The 19,249-nt window shown below is 56.2% G+C and carries 26 protein-coding genes; 6 read left to right on the forward strand and 20 right to left on the reverse strand.

Annotation, left to right across the window (positions count from 1 at the left end; all coding sequences use genetic code 11):
- Nucleotides 1-486: 486 nt before the first annotated feature.
- Nucleotides 487-2,208, forward strand: coding sequence for an autotransporter outer membrane beta-barrel domain-containing protein (locus PQR32_RS22900; RefSeq protein WP_408232003.1), 1,722 nt, complete (start codon nucleotides 487-489; stop codon nucleotides 2,206-2,208).
- Between the two features lie 17 nt (nucleotides 2,209-2,225).
- Nucleotides 2,226-2,852 (forward strand): hypothetical protein, encoded by a 627-nt coding sequence (locus PQR32_RS22905; protein WP_408232006.1) that lies wholly within the window; start codon nucleotides 2,226-2,228, stop codon nucleotides 2,850-2,852.
- A 455-nt stretch (nucleotides 2,853-3,307) separates the two neighbouring features.
- Here the strand turns inward: PQR32_RS22905 and PQR32_RS22910 are convergent, their stop codons facing one another.
- Nucleotides 3,308-3,721 carry a hypothetical protein gene (locus tag PQR32_RS22910; RefSeq protein WP_408232009.1) on the reverse strand — a complete coding sequence of 138 codons (414 nt, stop codon included), beginning with the start codon at nucleotides 3,719-3,721 and terminating at the stop codon, nucleotides 3,308-3,310.
- Nucleotides 3,722-4,380: 659 nt separating this feature from the next.
- On the opposite strand from PQR32_RS22910, the gene PQR32_RS22915 reads away from it, so the two are divergent.
- The gene (locus tag PQR32_RS22915; RefSeq protein WP_408232012.1) at nucleotides 4,381-5,676 is read left to right on the forward strand and encodes a hypothetical protein; all 1,296 of its coding nucleotides are present in this window, start codon (nucleotides 4,381-4,383) and stop codon (nucleotides 5,674-5,676) included.
- Between the two features lie 332 nt (nucleotides 5,677-6,008).
- On the opposite strand, the gene PQR32_RS22920 is transcribed toward PQR32_RS22915, so the two are convergent.
- The gene (locus PQR32_RS22920) at nucleotides 6,009-6,659 is read right to left on the reverse strand and encodes a hypothetical protein (protein ID WP_408232015.1); all 651 of its coding nucleotides are present in this window, start codon (nucleotides 6,657-6,659) and stop codon (nucleotides 6,009-6,011) included.
- Between the two features lie 185 nt (nucleotides 6,660-6,844).
- Between PQR32_RS22920 and PQR32_RS22925 the strand changes: the two genes are divergently transcribed.
- Nucleotides 6,845-7,276 (forward strand): hypothetical protein, encoded by a 432-nt coding sequence (locus PQR32_RS22925; RefSeq protein ID WP_408232017.1) that lies wholly within the window; start codon nucleotides 6,845-6,847, stop codon nucleotides 7,274-7,276.
- 468 nt (nucleotides 7,277-7,744) lie between these two features.
- On the opposite strand, the gene PQR32_RS22930 is transcribed toward PQR32_RS22925, so the two are convergent.
- The 8 genes from PQR32_RS22930 to PQR32_RS22965 form a co-directional block, all read right to left on the reverse strand.
- Complete coding sequence (locus PQR32_RS22930; protein ID WP_408232020.1) at nucleotides 7,745-8,005, reverse strand: hypothetical protein; 261 nt, start codon at nucleotides 8,003-8,005, stop codon at nucleotides 7,745-7,747.
- A 97-nt stretch (nucleotides 8,006-8,102) separates the two neighbouring features.
- Nucleotides 8,103-8,444 carry a hypothetical protein gene (locus PQR32_RS22935; protein WP_408232022.1) on the reverse strand — a complete coding sequence of 114 codons (342 nt, stop codon included), beginning with the start codon at nucleotides 8,442-8,444 and terminating at the stop codon, nucleotides 8,103-8,105.
- A complete protein-coding gene (locus PQR32_RS22940; RefSeq protein ID WP_408232025.1) occupies nucleotides 8,437-9,192 on the reverse strand; it encodes a hypothetical protein in 756 nt (251 codons plus the stop codon). The genes PQR32_RS22935 and PQR32_RS22940 overlap by 8 nt, the downstream gene beginning before the upstream one ends.
- Before the next feature lie 428 nt (nucleotides 9,193-9,620).
- The gene (locus PQR32_RS22945; RefSeq protein ID WP_408232027.1) at nucleotides 9,621-10,598 is read right to left on the reverse strand and encodes a DUF2971 domain-containing protein; all 978 of its coding nucleotides are present in this window, start codon (nucleotides 10,596-10,598) and stop codon (nucleotides 9,621-9,623) included.
- 233 nt (nucleotides 10,599-10,831) lie between these two features.
- A complete protein-coding gene (locus PQR32_RS22950) occupies nucleotides 10,832-11,203 on the reverse strand; it encodes a hypothetical protein (RefSeq protein ID WP_408232030.1) in 372 nt (123 codons plus the stop codon).
- Between the two features lie 20 nt (nucleotides 11,204-11,223).
- The gene (locus PQR32_RS22955) at nucleotides 11,224-11,385 is read right to left on the reverse strand and encodes a hypothetical protein (RefSeq protein WP_408232033.1); all 162 of its coding nucleotides are present in this window, start codon (nucleotides 11,383-11,385) and stop codon (nucleotides 11,224-11,226) included.
- 65 nt (nucleotides 11,386-11,450) lie between these two features.
- Nucleotides 11,451-11,771: a hypothetical protein gene (locus PQR32_RS22960; protein ID WP_408232036.1), complete on the reverse strand. Its 321-nt coding sequence runs from the start codon at nucleotides 11,769-11,771 to the stop codon at nucleotides 11,451-11,453.
- Between the two features lie 240 nt (nucleotides 11,772-12,011).
- The gene (locus PQR32_RS22965) at nucleotides 12,012-12,197 is read right to left on the reverse strand and encodes a hypothetical protein (RefSeq protein WP_408232039.1); all 186 of its coding nucleotides are present in this window, start codon (nucleotides 12,195-12,197) and stop codon (nucleotides 12,012-12,014) included.
- Nucleotides 12,198-12,300: 103 nt separating this feature from the next.
- Between PQR32_RS22965 and PQR32_RS22970 the strand changes: the two genes are divergently transcribed.
- The gene (locus PQR32_RS22970; protein ID WP_408232042.1) at nucleotides 12,301-12,552 is read left to right on the forward strand and encodes a hypothetical protein; all 252 of its coding nucleotides are present in this window, start codon (nucleotides 12,301-12,303) and stop codon (nucleotides 12,550-12,552) included.
- Nucleotides 12,553-12,632: 80 nt separating this feature from the next.
- Complete coding sequence (locus tag PQR32_RS22975) at nucleotides 12,633-13,370, forward strand: GIY-YIG nuclease family protein (RefSeq protein WP_408232045.1); 738 nt, start codon at nucleotides 12,633-12,635, stop codon at nucleotides 13,368-13,370.
- Here the strand turns inward: PQR32_RS22975 and PQR32_RS22980 are convergent.
- The 10 genes from PQR32_RS22980 to PQR32_RS23025 all read right to left on the reverse strand — a co-directional run bounded on the left by PQR32_RS22980 (nucleotide 13,266) and on the right by PQR32_RS23025 (nucleotide 19,024).
- Nucleotides 13,266-13,529, reverse strand: coding sequence for a pyocin activator PrtN family protein (locus tag PQR32_RS22980; RefSeq protein WP_408232048.1), 264 nt, complete (start codon nucleotides 13,527-13,529; stop codon nucleotides 13,266-13,268). The genes PQR32_RS22975 and PQR32_RS22980 overlap by 105 nt on opposite strands.
- 97 nt (nucleotides 13,530-13,626) lie before the next feature.
- Nucleotides 13,627-14,142 carry a hypothetical protein gene (locus PQR32_RS22985; protein ID WP_408232051.1) on the reverse strand — a complete coding sequence of 172 codons (516 nt, stop codon included), beginning with the start codon at nucleotides 14,140-14,142 and terminating at the stop codon, nucleotides 13,627-13,629.
- A 3-nt stretch (nucleotides 14,143-14,145) separates the two neighbouring features.
- On the reverse strand, nucleotides 14,146-14,271 hold the full coding sequence (locus PQR32_RS22990) for a hypothetical protein (protein ID WP_408232053.1): 126 nt from the start codon (nucleotides 14,269-14,271) through the stop codon (nucleotides 14,146-14,148).
- 57 nt (nucleotides 14,272-14,328) lie between these two features.
- Nucleotides 14,329-15,234, reverse strand: a complete 906-nt coding sequence (locus PQR32_RS22995; RefSeq protein WP_408232055.1) for a hypothetical protein — start codon at nucleotides 15,232-15,234, stop codon at nucleotides 14,329-14,331.
- Between the two features lie 165 nt (nucleotides 15,235-15,399).
- The gene (locus PQR32_RS23000; RefSeq protein WP_408232058.1) at nucleotides 15,400-15,570 is read right to left on the reverse strand and encodes a hypothetical protein; all 171 of its coding nucleotides are present in this window, start codon (nucleotides 15,568-15,570) and stop codon (nucleotides 15,400-15,402) included.
- Between the two features lie 169 nt (nucleotides 15,571-15,739).
- Nucleotides 15,740-16,792, reverse strand: a complete 1,053-nt coding sequence (locus PQR32_RS23005) for a Rha family transcriptional regulator (RefSeq protein WP_408232061.1) — start codon at nucleotides 16,790-16,792, stop codon at nucleotides 15,740-15,742.
- Nucleotides 16,793-17,187: 395 nt separating this feature from the next.
- The gene (locus PQR32_RS23010; RefSeq protein ID WP_408232064.1) at nucleotides 17,188-17,559 is read right to left on the reverse strand and encodes a hypothetical protein; all 372 of its coding nucleotides are present in this window, start codon (nucleotides 17,557-17,559) and stop codon (nucleotides 17,188-17,190) included.
- A 108-nt stretch (nucleotides 17,560-17,667) separates the two neighbouring features.
- Nucleotides 17,668-18,087, reverse strand: coding sequence for a hypothetical protein (locus PQR32_RS23015; RefSeq protein WP_408232067.1), 420 nt, complete (start codon nucleotides 18,085-18,087; stop codon nucleotides 17,668-17,670).
- Nucleotides 18,084-18,788, reverse strand: coding sequence for a hypothetical protein (locus PQR32_RS23020; protein WP_408232070.1), 705 nt, complete (start codon nucleotides 18,786-18,788; stop codon nucleotides 18,084-18,086). The genes PQR32_RS23015 and PQR32_RS23020 overlap by 4 nt, the downstream gene beginning before the upstream one ends.
- Nucleotides 18,788-19,024 (reverse strand): hypothetical protein, encoded by a 237-nt coding sequence (locus PQR32_RS23025; protein WP_408232073.1) that lies wholly within the window; start codon nucleotides 19,022-19,024, stop codon nucleotides 18,788-18,790. Before PQR32_RS23025 ends, PQR32_RS23020 begins: the two co-directional genes overlap by 1 nt.
- Nucleotides 19,025-19,249 lie beyond the last annotated feature (225 nt).

Here is a 19,249-nt window from a genome sequence, read left to right on the forward strand (position 1 = left end):
GCTGGACGAGCACCACTACTCGGTGACGTTTCGCTACGCCCGCAAGCAGGTACACGTCCGCACACGGCCAACACCACGCCAGCCATCAATATTCCCGGACCCGGCAATTCCCCCAACGCCATTTCGGCCGCGAAAGGCTCAACAAGCAAAGATTTTAGGATTGTTCAGGTGCGGCGAAAAACTCTTCTGAATAGAAATCAATATCAATACCCCACAAAAAGTAATGCTGAACTTGAATAAAACAATTTGGGAGAAGTCATTCACACCGTATGACCCTGAAGGCAAAGACTCCAGATGCAATTCAGCCAACCTCTCGCATTTAGAAGCCAACACTCCGCGCACAGTCAAAAAGCACGACTAATATCCCGATAAGAAATTGAGGTACAAGATTATCGATATAAGTGGTTAATACATAGTTACGGAATTTACCTGCAAAATCGTTCTGAAATAGCGGTCCGTTCCCCTCTAAAAATAAATGGTGCTGAAATGGACGAACAAATTTACAAAGGTATGTTTACGCGCCGCACGATACTTAAGGCTGGCATTGCAAGTATTCCTAGTGTTTCACTTTTTCTTGCCGGCTGCGGTGGTGGCGGCGATATTACGACTCCACCGGCAAGGACCACCTTATCGTTGGCGACACCTGTTCCTCCCGCACCCACTGCAATGACTCCGTTTTCAGTCAAAGCCAGTGGGCTTGATGTAAGCCAGCCCTATACGGTCTCAATAACCTATCCCGGCGGTGCCAACATCCAATTAACCCCGGTTCGCACTAAAGCGGATGGCACCATTGTTCTTGGAACGCCGCTTTATATGGACCCTTCGACCGGACTAACCGCTAGTGTAATAGCGGACCTCCAAGTGGTCCAAGGCTCGATGACGTCCAACAAGGTCCAAATCGCAATCCAAGACATGCCCGCAGTTTCAAGCTATGGAGCAGCGCCGGGGGCAATCGCGCGCGGTTTTATGAACTATATGACGTTAAGCCTCGCAAGAAATCTCAATCACTTGCAGGCCATCCACTCGTTTCCAGCTAACAAAACCGATACTTCGGCTGTCCGATCTACGATTCAACGCCAGATCATCGACACGATCGAAATGCGCAATAACATAGATATCCTTGTGGCGGGCACTCAAAAGTCGTTAGCTTTTGGAAAAACCAGCAATGGAAACCCGATTCAGTTCAACAGCGTGACATTAGACGTTTTGGACCGTCGAATCGCAATGCACTTGCAAGCCATTGGATACTTCCCAACGACATTATTTCCAATAGACAACCAGCAAACTGCGATAAAAAATAAAAATGATGAACGTGCCCATGTTAGCGATATTAAGGGTTTAGTAGACGGGATCGGAGCGTTAGCCAGCATCACGGGAATAACGAATGGGACATTGGGTGCAATGCACCCGGCGACCTCTACGAATAATTTAGCCGACAATATAGTTGCGGGATTGTCAGCTGCGACTTCGTTTGCTGCACTGGTCGGGGGCGCGCTAGCCCTACCAGAAGTCGCCGCTGCTGCAGCCGTTGCCGGTATCGTACTTGGCAGTTATACCGTTGGACGAGATATTTATAACATCGCAAACTCGGAAGAAGGGCTGACCTGGACTTCCGGGATTAAGACGGGGATAGATGTGCTGGGCGTAGCCACGCCTGTATTGGGGGTTCTGGGAACGGGAAGTGGCTTGGTTAAATCTGTGACCACAGCTTTAGAAAATTTCAGTGGTGATGGAGTGTCAGGTATAATAGCTCAGGGTGCTGGATTTCTAGTTGGAGCTGGAGCCTTAACCACGACTATAATCGATCTCAGTTCTACTGCCAATAAAGAAAGCTCTTCGGCTAACCCGCCTCAATTGTCAGGGGACGTCACAGGTAACGTCGCGGTGACGAATAATCAAGGGCCGATCCTCTCCGCACTGACAGGCATTATGCTTACCGATATTAACACTGGAACACAATTATCTAGTATTGCTGATGCGAGCGGAGCCTATGATTTACAGGTGCCGGTGGGCGTCAGTTCGTTTAATTACTCCAATATGACTCTATTCCCGTTTGACCCCGTGACGGGAACCCAGGTCGGCAATGTGCAAACAGTCAACCTTACGACGCTGTCCTCTACGCAGTCTGTCGCTGTCCCTACGATTAGCGGCGTATGCGTTGACACCGATGCCGGAAGTCCTGATAGCGACGATCCAGATTGCGATTGATTTTAGGAATCAATTATATGCCGGGATCAAATTCAGTCGTGCAAAAAATATCATTAATGATATTTGTCCTTTCATTATTGGGTGCGTTATGCGTGTCTTTTTCATCAAAAAGGTGGTTGGCGGCCAGCTTTTTGCCAGTTGTTATTTGGTCGCTTGTCGCCCTTAGGAGTTATGATGAGCCTGCGTCGTCCAGTTACAGTCGATCGGTAGTTTTATTTCATTCTTTTATATTTGGATTTATAGCCATTGTTGGATTTGGACTCTGTCTATGGGTCTCCATTAATTTCCTGCCACGGATATTAGCTGATCGCATTGATGGGGTGGTGGTGGCCAAGGACGCGTCTCACGAGAATCGATTTGGATATGAATATGCGATCGTACGCTTCACAGACAAACGTGGACACACGCAAGAGTTCTCGACCTATACCCCTAACTCGGTTTTAAGTAGTGAATCCAAGTCTGTTGAGAGGAAACTCGGAGACCACGTGGAAGTTGTGGTCGTGGACGGCAAATTCTCGGTACTACGAAATAATGAGGCTGCAACATTTTGGTTTTTATTTTCGGTTACCTTTATACCTGCTTTGATCGCCGGGTCGGCAGCGGTAATATCCATCTGTCGTCTTATTCACATTGGTTTGGCGTAGATATTAATTGGTCGAACCCAATGCCAACGTTCCAAGTTCCGATTTGGTCCGAGGCTGAGCCCTTTCAGCAACGAGGATGCTGTTGAAAAGTCGGTGACGGTCTGCATCGCAAGGTTTTCATGTGTCGCTTTACCCTTTATCAGGCCCGCGAGCGGCTTGTAGGCGATCTAAGGGGTCGATTTTCTGGCCGGCCGTAGGCTAACCAACTGCCGCGACTTTTTCAATAGCATCTGTCGGAAGCCGACGTTCCAGCGACCATTTTCATCGCGCTGTCAATGGCCGAAATTGGCGGAACCCGGAAGCCCACATTCGGTACCGGCCGATCTAAACGTAGCTTCCGGTCGAACTTCCGTCGACCCGAAGCGAATCTTCGCTCTTCTCAGAAGTTACCCCTGTGGTCTTCGCCCCCATTTACTCCGCAAATCGCCTCGTCGGAATCGCGCCCTCGTCGATTTTCAAAGTCCCGGGAGAATGTGGTCAAGAACTATCTTTAGCACCCGGTTTTTCGAAGTTTGGACCAACAATTTCGCAGTCTTGGTGAGAACGACGGCGACGCAGATGATCAGTCCTGCTGTCGCGAAAACTATGCCGGGCGCGGCATTGGTCAATTTCGCTTCTATCGTCTTAGGCACCCCAACGGCCCAATTGAACGAGCCTTGCAACCCCGCAAACGTCATCACTGCCCCGATCAGAATCGCAAGTCCCCCAATGACTAGCGCAATCAGGCGTAAACGGTAGGCCCGGTCGGATGCGATCTCAACGTGCATGAGAAGCTGACGTTGGAGACTTTGTGCTTCGGCGTCGTTATCGTCAGTGCTCTGCGGACTCGGCGCGACTTTGGCCCGTTTCTTCTCGTTCACATCAGGCATTTCAGCCCCCCAGACTCTCGAAACGATTTACACCTAAGGCTACGAACGGCTTGAACGTAGCTTCCAGCATAGGCGGAGACGAAATGAACTTCAAATGCATGACGGCGAGCAGGCCGTAGCAACAGAGACCGGTGAAAACCACAGTGCAGCACTCGCAGCAAGAAACGGCGTATGAAATCGCTGGTGTCGAGGGTCATGCTTGTTGCCGGTGCGGCCCTCGCACGGTGTAACGGACGTTTGAGCGTCGAACTGGGCCGGCTGGCCAATGGCCGAAGATGGCCGGGTGTCGCCTTATGCGAAGAGTGTCGTGGGGCGGGCGGCCAGCTCAGCGAAGGACAGCATGCGACTCGGATCGACCTAGCGCCCCTCTTCTCCTTGGGCGCGACTGAAGGGGCAGCACTCGAAAGCGCTTTGGAGACCGTCGCCGTCCGCGTTCGGTGCTCGGCTTAGTGGCTGGGACGAATCAGCCCACCGTTTGCGGCTTTGCTCCTGCGTTTGCAGGCGCAATCCAAGTCATTGATGCGCGTCACTCGCCCTCTTCCGCATCCGCGACTCCTCGCGACCCAAAGCCCCGATTGACCGCTCAGCGGTCATACTGTCTGTCGCTCCCCCGAATCGCCCTATCCCGGGAGCCATTTCGGCCACCCGCGGAGGAACCCATGATCGTTAAGTCGAAAGGTCCCGATAAGCTATTTGGTAGATACAACGAACTCGTCCTCCTTCTGCTCGCGTTCGTGCTGACGACCGTCGTTGGCGGCATGTTGACCTATGCTTTCCAGACGAAAGCCAGAGCCAATGAGGAACACTCAGCGCGGCTTCAGGCAGACCTGACGCGAGCGTCTCAGGTATCTGAGGAAATCAGTCGCACGCTCGATCGTCGCCTATACCGCACAAGGGTTCTGTTGGGAGCCTTAAAGGATAGCGCTCAGGATAGGGATTTGTCAGTTGCACGGGAGGACTACAGAGCGGCATTGGCCGACTGGAACGAGAATTTGAACCGGCGGTACTCCCTCGTGGATTACAGTTTCGGCAGTGCAATGCGAGACATGTTCCAGAGCAAGCTTACTGTGGATTTCATCGCCATTCACAAGGAGATAGATGCCTGCCTGCACCATACGGGAACGTGCGACCTCGCTGCGATAGAAATGGCCACCGACGGCCTCAATGTGAAGGTCTATGGCTACGACATACAAATGCTATCGCTAATTCGTGCGGGAACCGTTGGCTCGTTCTTGTCGCCACCGGCACCCCTCCCTGATAGGTTCGACATGGTCGTCTTTCTCGATCATTGGCAGACATTGATTGGTGCGACCGTGGGTGGTCTGATGGGCGTTGTAGGTGCGCTCATCGTCGCGTCGCGCGCGACCCGGCGCGAGCGGCGTATCGCGGCAAGTGCGCTGCTTCCCGAGCTGATGAGCTTTCGCGGAGCTCATGAGTCGCTGGAAGAGCGTGCCCACGCGAGCAAGTTCTCAAGGACAGAAGTAGAAAAAGTGACCTGCCGAAGCCTGGCGAGAGTGCAGCCTCCTGCTGTGATCTTGCACAGTCCCGCGCTCGGACAGCTATCCGACATTGATGCGAGGCTTTACGCCCATCTGAACCACTGCGAGCTGATTCATCGTCATTTCGAGCGAGGTCTCACGGAGTTCGAGCGGATGGACAATGATGCCAAGGCGCCTATGCCCACGGCGAATATTGCAGAGTCAGAGGAGCGTCTCCAGAAGAAAGCGGCAGACGTGGTAGCGAACTGGCACCTTGTCGCAGAGCATGCTTCGCTGGCTAACTACTATCTGGATCGGTTCATTTTCAGGCGGTGGCCGGCTTGGATGTTCAAGTTGCGCATGCGCCTCTTCCCGGAAATTCTTGATCGTCGGTCGGCGCATCTGCTGAAGACCGGCAAGGTGCTGGCCGAAAACGCTACGCCGCTCAGCTCGCTTGACGAGAATGCGCCCATCTGAGCATGCCGCTGCCCCGTCACTCAAGCAATCCGGGATATGTTCACCGTCACCACCGAACCATGCGGCACCACCATCGGGCGCGCGGCGCGTTTCTGGTCTTCCAGTTGAGCTAGCCAGCGCTCGCAGGTACTTTTGGCCGTCGGCCTCTGATTGATGCAGGGTTAGCTAACCGTCCGGGACGCTAACTGTGCGATCAAACCACATCGACTGCGGGCTACACGGTTGCCACTAACAATCGCCCTCACCTACACAAGAGCGGCGAGACTCACGCGTCTTGAGCCGCGACAGCAGCTTTGCGGTGGCCTGCTTTGGCCTTGAATATGTACGAGGTGTCACTGAACGTTTACGCCGCCCAACTTCACCGTCGATGCGTCATTACAGATTTCGACTGTTGGTTCAAGCGCTTCAAGAACTCCGTGCGTGAGACCCGCGAACGTGCTGCTTCTGATTTTCCGAGTTTCGATATTTGCAGGCTGGTTGAGGTAAAGCGTCCTCGCCTGTTCAAGCATTCGGAAGACAAGTTTGATTTGAGCGAAACCAGCCGCCATTCGCTCGGCGCAGTTGTTAGGCAGCGGAACAATTGCCCTCATCGTCTCAAAATTGGGCTCTGTCGACACCACTTCGTTGAGCAATTTGAGAACATCGTGATAGGCCTGCGGTTGCGGGTCGACTGCTATGAACTGTTCGAACTGTTTCAGGATGATAGTGATTTTCGCGATGTTATTGAGAAGTACCGGGGTGAGTTGAGCAGCTGCGAGCCGTGAACGAACCGCCTCCTCCCTATCCTTTTCTCGGTTGCTTTTCAGCGCCACCCATAGCGCGACTATTGTTGCTGCGGCCGTGGCGATCGAGCTCAATATCGACCAGATGTCTGGTGGCGAATTTTGACCAACAATCACTTTCGATACGACTTGAGCCAAAAGGCCCGCCAGCAGGATTACGACGCTGAAAAAAGCAAAATCACCAAGCGTTGCGCGTTTCACCAACTTGCTCCTGACGTTGTTGTTTGGCGGGATGCTAGCACGCTGCTCCAAGATGGACAGACGGGCCACGAGATCGACAGAGGGAAATCTCAGTCATTGGTGAGAATATCCAGGAGGCGAACGTCGGCAAGCGGCCGCGTACCGAACCGGTCTAGCCCTAAACCTTTCGCAATGAAATGCCGATAATGACGACGAGATCGGACATCAAACCGCAAAAATTGCGGCGCGGCGTCGGCTTTTCAGAAGGTCCCATTCACAGCACCACGTTTAAAGAAAACCAGACCATAATGAAACGAACACTTGTGGCAGCAGTCCTGCTCGCGACGCTATCGATCACCGCTCACGCAGAGATGCGTTGCGGCATCATCACCAACTCGCTTCCCGGGGGCGAGTTAACGCTGGATGATCGGGACGCGGCGTGGCAACTTGATGCGAACGGCGTACCCGACAAAATGCCGGATACCAGTCGCGGCGAGCAGTGTGGATGCATTAGTGGCACGACCGATCCGAAAACGCACGCATTCACCGGCATCACAGGCGGCCAGCTAAAGCCCATGAAAGTGTGCGACGCCGACAAGAAGCTGACGCAGGCGTTTAAAGCCCGCTATCACCAGTAAGGCAAAATGTCGCGCTTGCTCCCGAACGAGCGGCGCGGCGCTGCGTTGACGGACTTGCGCCAGATTGAGCGGCGCGGTCGGCTACGGTTACTTGAGCAAAGTGTTCTTCACGACCTGTTTGCTCTTTTTTGTGTTGGTTAGAGCCATTGCCACCTTGCGACGCAGCTTCAGCCCAATCCTGCGCGCTCGCCACGATAGCTGCCTGCTGGATCGGCGAAAGGTGGCGACGGAATATTCTGGAAATTTCCCAAAAAACCAGCGGCGATATTTCGGGGAATTTTCTCCGAAACTCTCAGAGCCTTGACGGGCGGGGCGTAGGGCGACTCCCACAAATTGTGGAAGTTGGATTCCCCAACGTTGGGGGATGTCGGCGGGGATGCCCTAACGCTGGGTTACGTCACCGCGCCGGGATTCCCACTAACGGTGGAGATTCCAGTAATTACTGGGATGTCAAAAAAATTGACACCCCTACGTGAATACGCGCTTGAAGCGGACGATACGGAAGCCCGGAAACGGGTTGCGGCGCTTCGCACTGCGCTCGATTGTCCGCAGGTATTGGCGCGTGCAGTCGAAGTCCTCACGCATCGCCTGTACCGTTTCCTCAACGATGAAGGCCGGGCACTCCTCGGCGGGAAGCTCAAGACGAAGCGCCGAGATTGTGCGCTCGAAAAGATCGGCTGCGGTCTCGCATGGCAGATAGTTGAGCGGCTTCGGTCCTGCGTCGTTCATATCGGTCCTCGGCAGTTAAGGGGATTCCCCGTAACTGAATCAAATCAACACTTTATTTTGCTCCTTAAATTTAATGAGCAAAAAAATGGGAGTGGCGTCAGTCGTTCATGAGCACGCGCGGGGTACGCGTCGATTTACCGCGGCGCACGCGTGGCGCAGGCAAGCCGACACCCCCATCGAGAATTTCGGCAAGCTCTGCATCGAGCCGGGCGCACATCGAGGCGTATGCCGGATTGTTCGCGATCAGCAGATCGGCCCCAGCGTGAGCCAGGCGCTCGATTACGTACGGCGATGGGTAGATCGTCACTGCCGGCGCGACGCAGGCTTCGCTGGAGCGGCGCGCGGCGCTCATATTTGGATAGATGCGCGGCGGTACGATGCCGAGCCTATCCTGCTGCTGGCTAATCCACTCGTTGATTTCGGCTTGTGACTTACGCATTGCGACTCTCCACGTCGATAACTTCGATTGCGTTCGGGCCGTAGACCTTGGCACCGCCCAGCAGTTGTTCGCCGGGCAGCATGTGAACCACGATCCGGCACGGCGTCGGCTTCACGGGCTTTCCAATGAACTCGGCGACCTCCAAGCGGACGCGCTGAAGCTCGGCTTCCATATCGGCCTCTTGCATGGCCCTCACGGCTTGCACGATGCGCAGAACGGCCAGCGCCGTAGCCTGGCCGCCTTCTGCACCCGCCTTTTTGATGGCCGCATAGACCTGCGCACGGGCTGCCTTCATTTCCTTCAGGTGACGGGCATTGATAGCCCGCTGGCGATCCAAGATGGCGGCCTTGACGAACTCCTCGCGCCCTATCTCATCGAGACCATCGGGAACGCGGATTTCGTCGTCGTAGTCGTTCGCCGCGGCCTTCTCGGCGGCAGGCAGCACGAAGACATCGGCGACCACGTGAGCCGGGCGAGTAGACGCCTCTGCACCGTTCACGTGTACGGCTTGCGTGGCCCTGGGTGCGGCACTTCCTGTAACTTTAGCCTCACGCTCGCGAGCAGTCCGATGCACCTGATTCGGCACGCCAATATCCTTCTGCCACTTCCCTTCACGGGCCTTACGTGCGACCAAACTCTTAGAGCAATCAAGGACTTGTGCGATTTTCCCCAATCCGAGACCGGGTTCGGTTTCGTAGCGCTTGCGGGCCTCTGCCCATTGTTCATCGGTAATTTTCTGCGCGGACATAGCCCTTCCGGTCTGCTGTTCAATGACACCATTGGACCGTCCCGACCGGGCGGCGTACACAGGCGTACACAGGCCGTACACCACCGGTCGAATATGGCAAACCGTGGCGAATATGCGGGCGGAACGGCGATGCGGAATGGACTGGCGAGAATTCAGAGATGCACGCCCGCGGGCTCGGCGGGTCTAAAACAAGATGCCCCGGCACCGTGGCCGTTTGCGCGGTCCTTGCGCCGTAGAACGGGAGCACCCGCCCCTTTTGCGCAAGGGGCGCCATGGCGGCGAGCCAATCATCATGGGACCGGGTTCGGCCAGTTTCAGCCTCTCGTCTTTGTGCTAAAGCAGACGTTCGAACGCCTGCTTTAGCACAGGCAGCGCTGACGTGCAGAGTGCCGTCATCGCCGACTGTCCGTGGTTTAGAATTTTGCCCTTCAAAACCGCAGCGGAATGTCTGACTCACAAACATCCACGTCACTGTGCCCCAGAGAGCCAACTAACTGGCTCACTGTGTGCATAGTCAGGGACGCGTTAAGCGTTGGCCCGCAATAAACGCGCGAGACGCGTAGCGGGCCCTTCTGTAAATCGAGAAGATTCAGCGGCACGTAAGGAACAAAGCTTCCATGCCGGATACGAAACCGCTGATTCTTGAGCGGATACGTGTGGGCGAAGTAGATGTAACGAAATTCCTTCTCCTCGCTGAACGCGTGACTTTTGAAGCAAGGTAGTAAGTCGGCCAACACTATTTGCGCGCGCATAAGTGCATCTTGCAACACCTTTTCGCGAAACTCCTCCCAACGCATAGATTGACCGTGTTGTGCAAGCACCTCCGCTATACCTTCTAGCAATTTGTCAAACAGCGTGACCTGTTCCACCGGGTCGTAGATAACTTGGCGAAGGTGAACTACTCCGCCGTCATCCAGCACGAAAGCATTGCCGCCAAGCTGAGCACCGGTCTTCTTGTGCGGTGATAAACCGATGGAGTAGCCACCTCCGCCACTGCCGTACCCACGCCACTGACTAAGCAAGTTACCATTGGTGCAGAAACAAACAACGTAGGCCTGAAATACCAGTCCGCTTGGAAGCCGCAGTTGCTTCATCATTCCGTCAACGAAATGGCTGACAAAGTCATTTGCCCACTTGTCCTTCAATACGCCAAGACGCATCGCAAATAAGTCGCAGCCGTACTCAAGTTCGGACGAATCGTTCAAGTGGCTGATGTCGGTCGCCCAAAATGAACGCCCGCTGAGGATAGACTGGAACCCTTCGGCTGTTGTGTAGTGGTATAGCGCGTCTACGTCGACTAGCGCTGTCTCGTGTCGCGTCAAAAATTGACTTTGGATTGCTTGACAGTGTTCGTGCAGAACAATATCCGGTGCGTTTGGATCGTAAGAAAGCGTAGGTTCTCTCATGGGTTGGTCATGTCGTCATGGGTCGCAAAGGCCTCTTGATTGCTAGTATGCTAGCACCACGCGATATCAAAACGGGATGAATCGATTTCGCCAATGCGCGATCAAGCCGCCCGGTACAGTGGGTGCTGAAGCATTTCGATAGCGGCCTTTAGCACCCTGGGCGCGCCAATGACGGCTTCGGGTCGAACCGGGACCTTCGAACCGGCAACGAGCGAGGACGATCGGTGCGTCGCTCATCGCTTGACGCGCTGCGGATGCTTGCGGAAGCCAGCGCGCGGCTCCGTGCCGTAGGGCGGGACTTCCTGCAGTTCGGCCATGACGTGCCACACGTGCATGTAGGCGTCATGCAGGTGGCGATCCTTCGTGCTGCCCTTGAAGTTGGTGTAGTCGATTTCCATGAGCGACTGAGCGATCACCGTGCCAACGATGTCGCGGCGGATGAAAGCCCTGGACTGGTAATCGCGCTGAGGAAGCGTGGTCACTTCGACAGAAGGGCCGAACACGGCTTCGATGTCGCCACGACGGCGCGCGCGCACCATCAGGACGGTCGGATCGCGGTCGCTATTGACGATTGACAGGAAGGCTTGATTCAGACAAATCCACATGATGATTTCCTCGTTTTGGTTTACTTTTGGTCGCGGCTCGCGCGCTCGATGTACTCGCGCTGTTCCGGCTCAACGGTGATCGGCGGAATCGGCGGGAACACGACGCGCAGAACCACGACCACGAACAGGAGAACCAACACGACCGCGAGGATCGCTGTAAGCGTTATTTGGTAAGCGTCCATCGTAATTTTTGTTAGTTATCCTGGAGATCGTGCGCGGACCCATGGAGCCCGCGCGGATTAGTTGGTTAGAGCTTCGGAATCTTTTTTGGCTTCGCGTCGAAAGCGGCCTGCATGACGGCACGGTCAGCATCCGACACCTTGGGCATGGCAGCGGAGCGCGCGGCGGCATCCATGGCTGCGGCATGATCGGTCGGAACTGGCTTCGCAGGGGATGCGGAAGCGCCCGTAAGGTGCGGGAAATTGACTTCGATCTGGCAGTTGTCAATTGCGGTTTTAAAGTCGAATTTGAAGCCGGGGTCCTTCATCACTTGACTGGCGATCTCGCTTTGTATCGCGTGAAACAGCGGCATCAGCTTTGCTGCGGCGTTGGTTTGATTCGGTTCCATGGCTTACCTTAAACAGTTCGTGTTACCGGGGGAACCGCCCCGGCTGCGGTACTGCTGGCGTTGAAAAGTTGACTGCTGTTAGTTCTGGCGCATGGCGTGAAGCGCTTCAGAATGAGCTTCGACATGGGCTTTAAGCGCGGCGAGTTCGGCAATCAACATATAGAGTTCGTGCATTGCTAAGTCTTTGATTAGTGGTACGAATTTATAAGAATGGTGCGACGGGTAAATCTGTGCGGAGGGTTACGAATTCGACGGCATGAACACAACGGCCACGCGGGAATTGACAAGCTCTGCGGCCTTGGCAGCCCGGGCGTCATCTGACTCGAACACCAGTTCGCAGCGGACGCCATCAATGCGGTACTTCAGCGCATACGGACGCTCTGCGGCAGCGACCGGCTTGACGAAAGGGAGTGCTATTGCTTGCATGTCTTTGTCGGTGTTGTCTTGCGATGGGATGGATCGTAAATATACAGGGCCACAAAATCAAGCGTTTTTTGTGGCCCCTCAAACAAGTTGTATAATTCTCAACATGGAAACGAAAAACTCTCATGGTGGCGCGGGCCGCGGACAGGGGCGCAAGCCAACCTCTCCCGATGGCGAGGTCATGCAGATACGCAAGTTCCGAGCGAGCAACGCCGAATGGCAGAAGTGTCAGGACCTCGCACGCGAGAACGATCAGACCGCAGCGCAATGGATTCGCGACCGCATCAACGAGGCACCCGACCCGGCACCGGAGCGCAAGCCTCGTCGCACCAAGCGCTTACCGCCATTAGAGGAGTAACCACATGCCGCGCGCTATGCGCCGCCCCACCCACCACTACGAGACCAGCCATGAGATGACCAACTCAATAGGAAATCAGAATGGCAGCAGCATCAGCGCCAAAGGCGAGCGCGTACGACTTCGCGGGCGTCTACACGATCACCGCGCCGGATGGCCGGGTCTATGTCGGCGCATCAACCCACGTCGGCAATCGCTGGAAATCTCACAGAACACTTGGGCGGCGTGGCAAGCACCACAATCCAGCACTTCAGGAGTCGTTCACCCGCTACGGCGTCGGAGCGCACCGCTTCGAAGTCGTGGAGCGCGTCAGGCGCGGCGCACCGCTCGCCAGTCGCCAGGGCAGCTTTCATTTTGACGGTAATCTGGGGGGACGCGAGTACGCCACAATCCGTTCGATTGATCCAGCGAAGCTCATGAACTGCCCATCAAGTCGCGGGCGTCGCATTGGGATGCTGACCAGCGAACGGCGGGAGAAAATTAACGCCAGCAAGGTCACGAAACTTACGGAATCTGCCGTAATCAGCATCAAGACGGCTTTGCGCGACAGGGCCGGGGAAGATGGCTTGAATGAAAAACTGGCTCGCGAGCATGGCGTACCAGTTCGTCCATCAGCAGCATCAAACATGGCCGTTCGTGGGCGTATCTCACGATCTGACCGACCTCAGAAACCAAAAAAGCCACCGATCACTGGTGGCTTTTCTTCGTTTGGGCGCTCAATTTCCGCAGAGCTTCTCGCACTCATTGACCGCCTCCGCACGCCTAGCGTCGATGTAGGCGGCAAGGTCGGCCACGTGAACGCCTCGCGCGCCCTTCTGTGAGACCTCCATGCGCACCAGCGGCAGCTTGATTTCGCCCGCCGCGATCTTGCGCAAGAAGTTGACCGGCTTCAGGGGCGCAAAATAGTCTTCGCAGACACGGTCTGCCGGGATGATTGCCAGGCCTTCGTATTGAGCAAGCAGGATGAATGTCGTCTTCATTCGTCGGGTCCTTATTGAACAGTTCCAGGCGGCCAGAAAAGACGGCCGCCCTTTTCATTTTGCGGTGCTCAGCTTCAATGCCACCCTTCGGCGGCCCCTATTGCAAGGTATTCGGCGCGGCCACTAGCACACTACCGCGCGCCTCGGCAGCCACCAGAGCCTGCAGTTCGTCGCGGGAAGCCCTCGCCACCTGCAGCGAGTAGTGGACGTTCGGGTTGCGGCAGAACACCCGCAACTGCAGCAGCGGGCCGACTCTCTCGGCTGCGGGCTCGTACTCGAGACCAGCCTCGACCAACTGAACAAGCGTGGCCGTCGGCATGAAGTCTTTCGCGCGGGCCGGGTCCGCTCCCAGGATCGCCAGACGGGTTTCGAGCGTCATGGTCGGGCCGACCTCATTCGACAGGCCATCGAAAATAGCCACCCACGCGAACAGAAACTCGACCAATTCGATGCGGCGCACAGTGGCGATCAGTTCCGCCACGGCATCACCCGAATCACGGACACGGTCCTCCTCGGCGAGTGCGTAAGTAAGGTCGGAAAAGCACTTCTGCGATAGCTGGCGAATGCACTCCACCTGCTCGGCGGTCGTTGCCATCGGCATTTGTTGCTGCATAGCTTAGAACTCCATTTCGATCTGCCTCGGATCGACGCGCTTGCCGCTCGATGGCAAGCGGATTGCGGCGAACGTCTTGCGGGGCTTCGTGGTTTTTTCGGGCTTCTGTGCTTTCTTGGTGGAGTTCATTTTGGTTCCTGGGGAGGGGGTGACAGGCGACACGAATGCCGCCGGCTGATTCAGTGCTTAGGCGATTTCAGGCAAGCGGGTATCGTGAGCAACCAGTTCAAGCGCGCGGTCGTACAGCTTCTGGAACGGATCGTGTCCGAACTTGGCGATCATCGCAGCGTAACCAGCGGTTGCGGTCTGCAGGCGCTTCCTTGCCAGCTTCAGTTCGTGCTCTGCGGCCCAGCGGTCGCGCAGCGCGTGGCGGCTGAAGTGCTGATAGAACTCGTCGGCAAAGTCCAGGCGCGAGATACCGTGCATTGCCTTGTAAATCGAAGCGAAGTCAATGAGGCGGCGCTTTGCCTCTTCGTGCTCGACCTCGCACGCATGGACGGCCATCGCGCGGCGGCAAACCTCTTGCTGCGTGAATTCGACCTTGGCGCTCGATGCGCGCTCGCGCGGCTTCGTCTTCTGCTTGTCGCGGCGCGCGTTGGACTCAACGATGGCGCTGTATTCCGCCTCTACCTCGGCGATGGCCTCAACACCAGTATCGGGCTCGCCGCCGTTGCGGTAGACGTGGAGAATGCAGAGCGATTCGCGGTCGCCAAACGTATGATTGAAGTCCGGGTAATAAGTCGCGCCGATCTCGTCGCCATTCAGCTTGCGGATGTTGCCGGAAAGGAACTGCTCCATGTGTTCGATCTCCACCGGATCGCGGTACGGGTCCATGCCACGGCGGCCCAGCGCACGCCCTGCGAGTTTGAGCGCACCAGCGAGATTCTTGGCAGCCGGGCATTCCAGCCAGCCGCTGTCCGTCTTCGCAATAACGAAGCCGACATAATCGTGAAGCCACGAAGCCTCATCGAAGTTGTTCGGATACATCGCCGCCTGAATGTCTTGAGCGAGCGGAACAATCCTGCCATCGAACTCAACGAAGCGGACAGTCTTGCCAGTGCGCTCGTACACATGCGAGAACAACACCGACACCTTCTTCGGGTTGCCCAGGAAGTCCGGGTTGAAACCGGCCTGCAGTTCCTTCGTCAGGTCGAATTGCTTGATGATGTTCTTTTTCGTCTTAGCCATGGTCAATACCTTTAAAAATTAGCAGTGCATATGTTATGGGTGTTACCGATGGCCTGGGGAGGTATTCGGTTACTGCGCCTGTTCCGTCTTTGTGTCTTCGACCTTGACGCCGTGCTTCGCAAGCACGTGAGCAACGCCCTCGCGGATAAGCTCGCTCGCCGACGTTTCGAGATTGACGGCCAAAATGCGAAGGCTCTGGTGCGTCGCCTTATCCAAGCGAACAATCGTCGCCTTTTCCATATCGCTATTCCTGTGTATGTATGTATGTGTGCATGTATGCACGTTGAGGCAAATATTAGCGGAGACTTATCAATTAATATCGTGATATCGCCATTGAATTTCGCAATCACTTTTGAGTCTGCATGACGCGCAGAATCATTTTGGTGCATGGCTGGGGAGCCGTCGCCGATTAGTCGGCGGTGAAGTGGTCGCGGTATTCCTTGGCGTGCTTCTCGTTCTCCGACTTCGGCCACGCCGAAACATACTTGCCGCTCGCAATAAGAGCCTCGTAGCGCGGCGCGATCAGCTTCATGAGGGCATTGAACTGCGACGCGTAGAACAGCAGCGTGTAATCGCGGTTTTGGCTTTTGGCGTTCGGCTCCTCATAGCAGAAGCGCATGCCCTCAGTTGTCGGACGCCAGCAGCGCTTGATGATTTGCGCGCCGTCGCGCTTGCGCGTCTTCGAAGACGGGCGCGAGTGGCGGACAATCAAGCCCTCATCCTGCAGCATCTTCATGAACTTGGTGACCGGCAGGCAGCTACCGCGCCACTTCAGGTAATGCGTGGCCGTACCCTCGCCGACGTACGTGTCATTGGTCGGAGCCGGGAGCATGTCAGTCGGGACGCCGTTCGCGCGCAGCAGCTTATGGACGCCGTTGCGGTGCTCCTCCTGCGTCAGACCGTATGACTTCGAACCGGCGAGAAGATCGAGCACGATGATCGCCTTCGACACGCGGGCAATCGTCTTGTCTTCGATTGCCGGGGTATCAGGCTTCGACGCGGGAGCGGGCAAAGTATTCGCGGAAACCACGCGCTCCAGTTCGTCCAGGCGCTTGATGCAGGCGTGACGCAGATTCACGTCGTAGCCCGTCACCAACGTCATTGACAGTTCCTTGTTCAAGCGGAATTCGATGATGCGGTCGCGCACGTCGCGCTCAAGCGTGAATTCGGTTTCGAGTGCGTGGGCCAAATTTGGCCCAGACAGCAACTCATCGAAAAGACGGTCATTGTTCGCAAGCAGGAACGTGGAGCGCCCCTTCTCGGGAACCTGCTGCTTCAGCCAATCGCCGCCATGCAGATTCAGCAGCATCACACGGATATCGCGCAGAACCTTCTTATGCTCTTTCTCAACGCCAATCGACTCGGCGACCGTGACGATCTCGCGGCTGGACATCATCAGCGGCTTCGTCAATTCATGCGACGCCCCGACGCACGCCACGGCATTACCAGGTACAGCAGACATACGAAACTCCATAAACGTCAGTCAAAAAATCTTTGGCCGAGCCGTATTTGAAGTTTCCTCAAGTGGTCGCTCGCGGAATGCGATGCGTTGACTAGACTATAAAATGATATGTGGCTGCGGCGCAAGCACAAAACCGACGCAAACCCACGCCAGACGGTCGTTTCATCGATTCGCACTACGTCAGAACCGATGGTTCAACAAGGGAATCAGGTTGACTTTTGGCGCGCGAAAAAAAGTTGAAAATAAATTCAGGTCGTTGCGTTTTTAGCCGCCCGCCAGCACAATGCGCCGGTCAATACCTTTCGGCCCGGAACCCCCCGCAGGGAACCGGGCCACTCTTTTAATCCACCGATCTTAGTTTTGCTAATCGCGCAGAAAAGAGATCCGCTCATGAGTCAGAATATTTCCGACTGGCCGGCCGCCGCGCCGTCGCGATACTTCACGTCACCCGCTTTGAGAAGATCGGCGAGCGCCTCCTGAACCTCGTCTGACGCCCACAATGAGGCGAACATGCTCGGCACGTACTTGACCAAAACGGGGTCGCCAGTGGGGAGCCCGCTACTCTCGTTCACAATTCCGAGCGCCTCGCCGCGCACGGTTGCCGCGCGGTAGCTTTTCATTGGGCGGCCCGGCTTGGACGATTCGCGCCACCTGGTCTCGGTCATTGCAGCCGCCGCCAAAACCTTGTTTGCAGCAACTGCGGAAAGTGCGATGCCGTTGGCGTTCAAAACTTCGGTCAAGCTAACGGGCGCTTCGTTGGTGTTCATGTTTTCTTCCGTAAAGTCAGGGCCTCGTATGAGGCGATTCAAGGGGCTCGCGGACCTTCGCCGATGCCAGCGTACCGGCGACGGCCTGCGAGCGGCGTGGCAGGCGGTCTACGCGACCGGCTCCATGCGGAATTCGAATCCGTCCACGTAATAGAACTGCTTGTCGTGCCTGTTGTACTCAACGGACGCGATTGCAACGTACTCAGCGCCGCCAACATAGAAGCCTTGGCGATACTCGGACGCGCCGCAGTTGTGCGACCCTTCGCAGTCAGCATGCGCGCGGTTGCGAAGCTCGTTGTCAAGCTCGCGATCTGCCGCTTCGAGCGACTCGAAAACGTTGTTGCGCGGGTCGCGTTCGAACGCTTCGAGTGCCTGCACAGCGGCGTCGTGCGCGGCCTTCGCGATCTTCACTTCGGCCTGCAGTGCGGCCCCCTCTGCGTCGCGCTGCGCCGATTCATTTGGCTCTGCCAGCGAGCGCGCCGGATCGCACTTGCTGGCGATGGCGCGCATGTACTCAAGCGGGTTCATGCGCTCTCCAATTCAAAGTAGCGGTCAGCCGTGAAGTCAAAGCCCCCGAAGAGGCACGCGTGCATCAATGCCTCCTCAAGCGAGATACCGGCGATCTGAGCCTGTTCCAGGTGGCGGTCGATAACCGGCTTCACGACGATGCCACGATTGAGCACGCGGGTCTGAATCCAGTCCTTAGCGACTTGCTCGGATACGCCAAGCGCCTTCAGGTGACCGATGGCGTCGAACGGCTTCAGATTCCTTTCCTTCTTTTGGGGAGCGCCGCGCGCAGGTTCGCTTGCGAACTTGCCCGAATCATTCCTTACTGCTTTGTTCAATCCTTTCTTAGAATCAGTACTTACTTGCAGGGGATTGACCGTCGCCGGTTCGACCGTCGCCGGATAATCCGTCAGCGGTGATTCGCTCACCACGTATTCGACTTCGCCGAACTCGCCGCCGTCCTGCTTCGATTGGGCGCAGGTGATATACCCGGCTTCCTTCAGGTCGTTGATGACCCTGCGAACGCCGTCGCGACCGAGCGGCCCGCATGAGTCGGCTGTTTCGTTGATAAGCGCCTGGACGCTTACGCGCCAGTGATCCGGCTTGCCGAGCAGGAAAATCAGCAGGCCACGGGCGGCCCATGACAGGCGCTTGTCTTCGCTGATACGCTTGTCCAGCAGGTAGAAGTTGGATTGGGGGCGCGGCGCGCGAACGATGGACATTACGCGACCTCACCGGCTTCGTATGCGCGGCTGATAGCCGTCACGGCGTCGTCAAGCGACTCGAACATACCGAGCTTCACGGGCTTGCCGTTGGCAGCGACGTAGGACGCTTTGAACGCACCGGCCTTCGTGCAGAACCTGACGCCGGGGACGCCACTGCTGAATGTGCGGAATGCTGCGGACTGGCGGACGTGATTTGCCGCCGAGAGGACTACGGGGAACTGCTGGACAGACATGGCACTTCCTTTGGTTGGAAGCACCGAATGAGGGAGTATCAAGGACGTTATTACGCTTGCCACGCATCGGCCAAGCAGTTAACATCCTTCCTGTCCGTGAACTCCTCAGAACACAGACTTTGTTTTCCCTCTTCGGCGCAAACGAAGAGTTCCGAGAAAGGCCCGCCGGCAAGCGGGCCTTTTTCATTTGAGGTGGCGAGAATATAACGTGCGCCCCTCTTCTAC

Origin of the sequence: Paraburkholderia dipogonis, from assembly GCF_046027395.1 — a bacterium.
In the GTDB taxonomy this organism is placed as follows: Bacteria; Pseudomonadota; Gammaproteobacteria; order Burkholderiales; family Burkholderiaceae; genus Paraburkholderia; species Paraburkholderia dipogonis_A.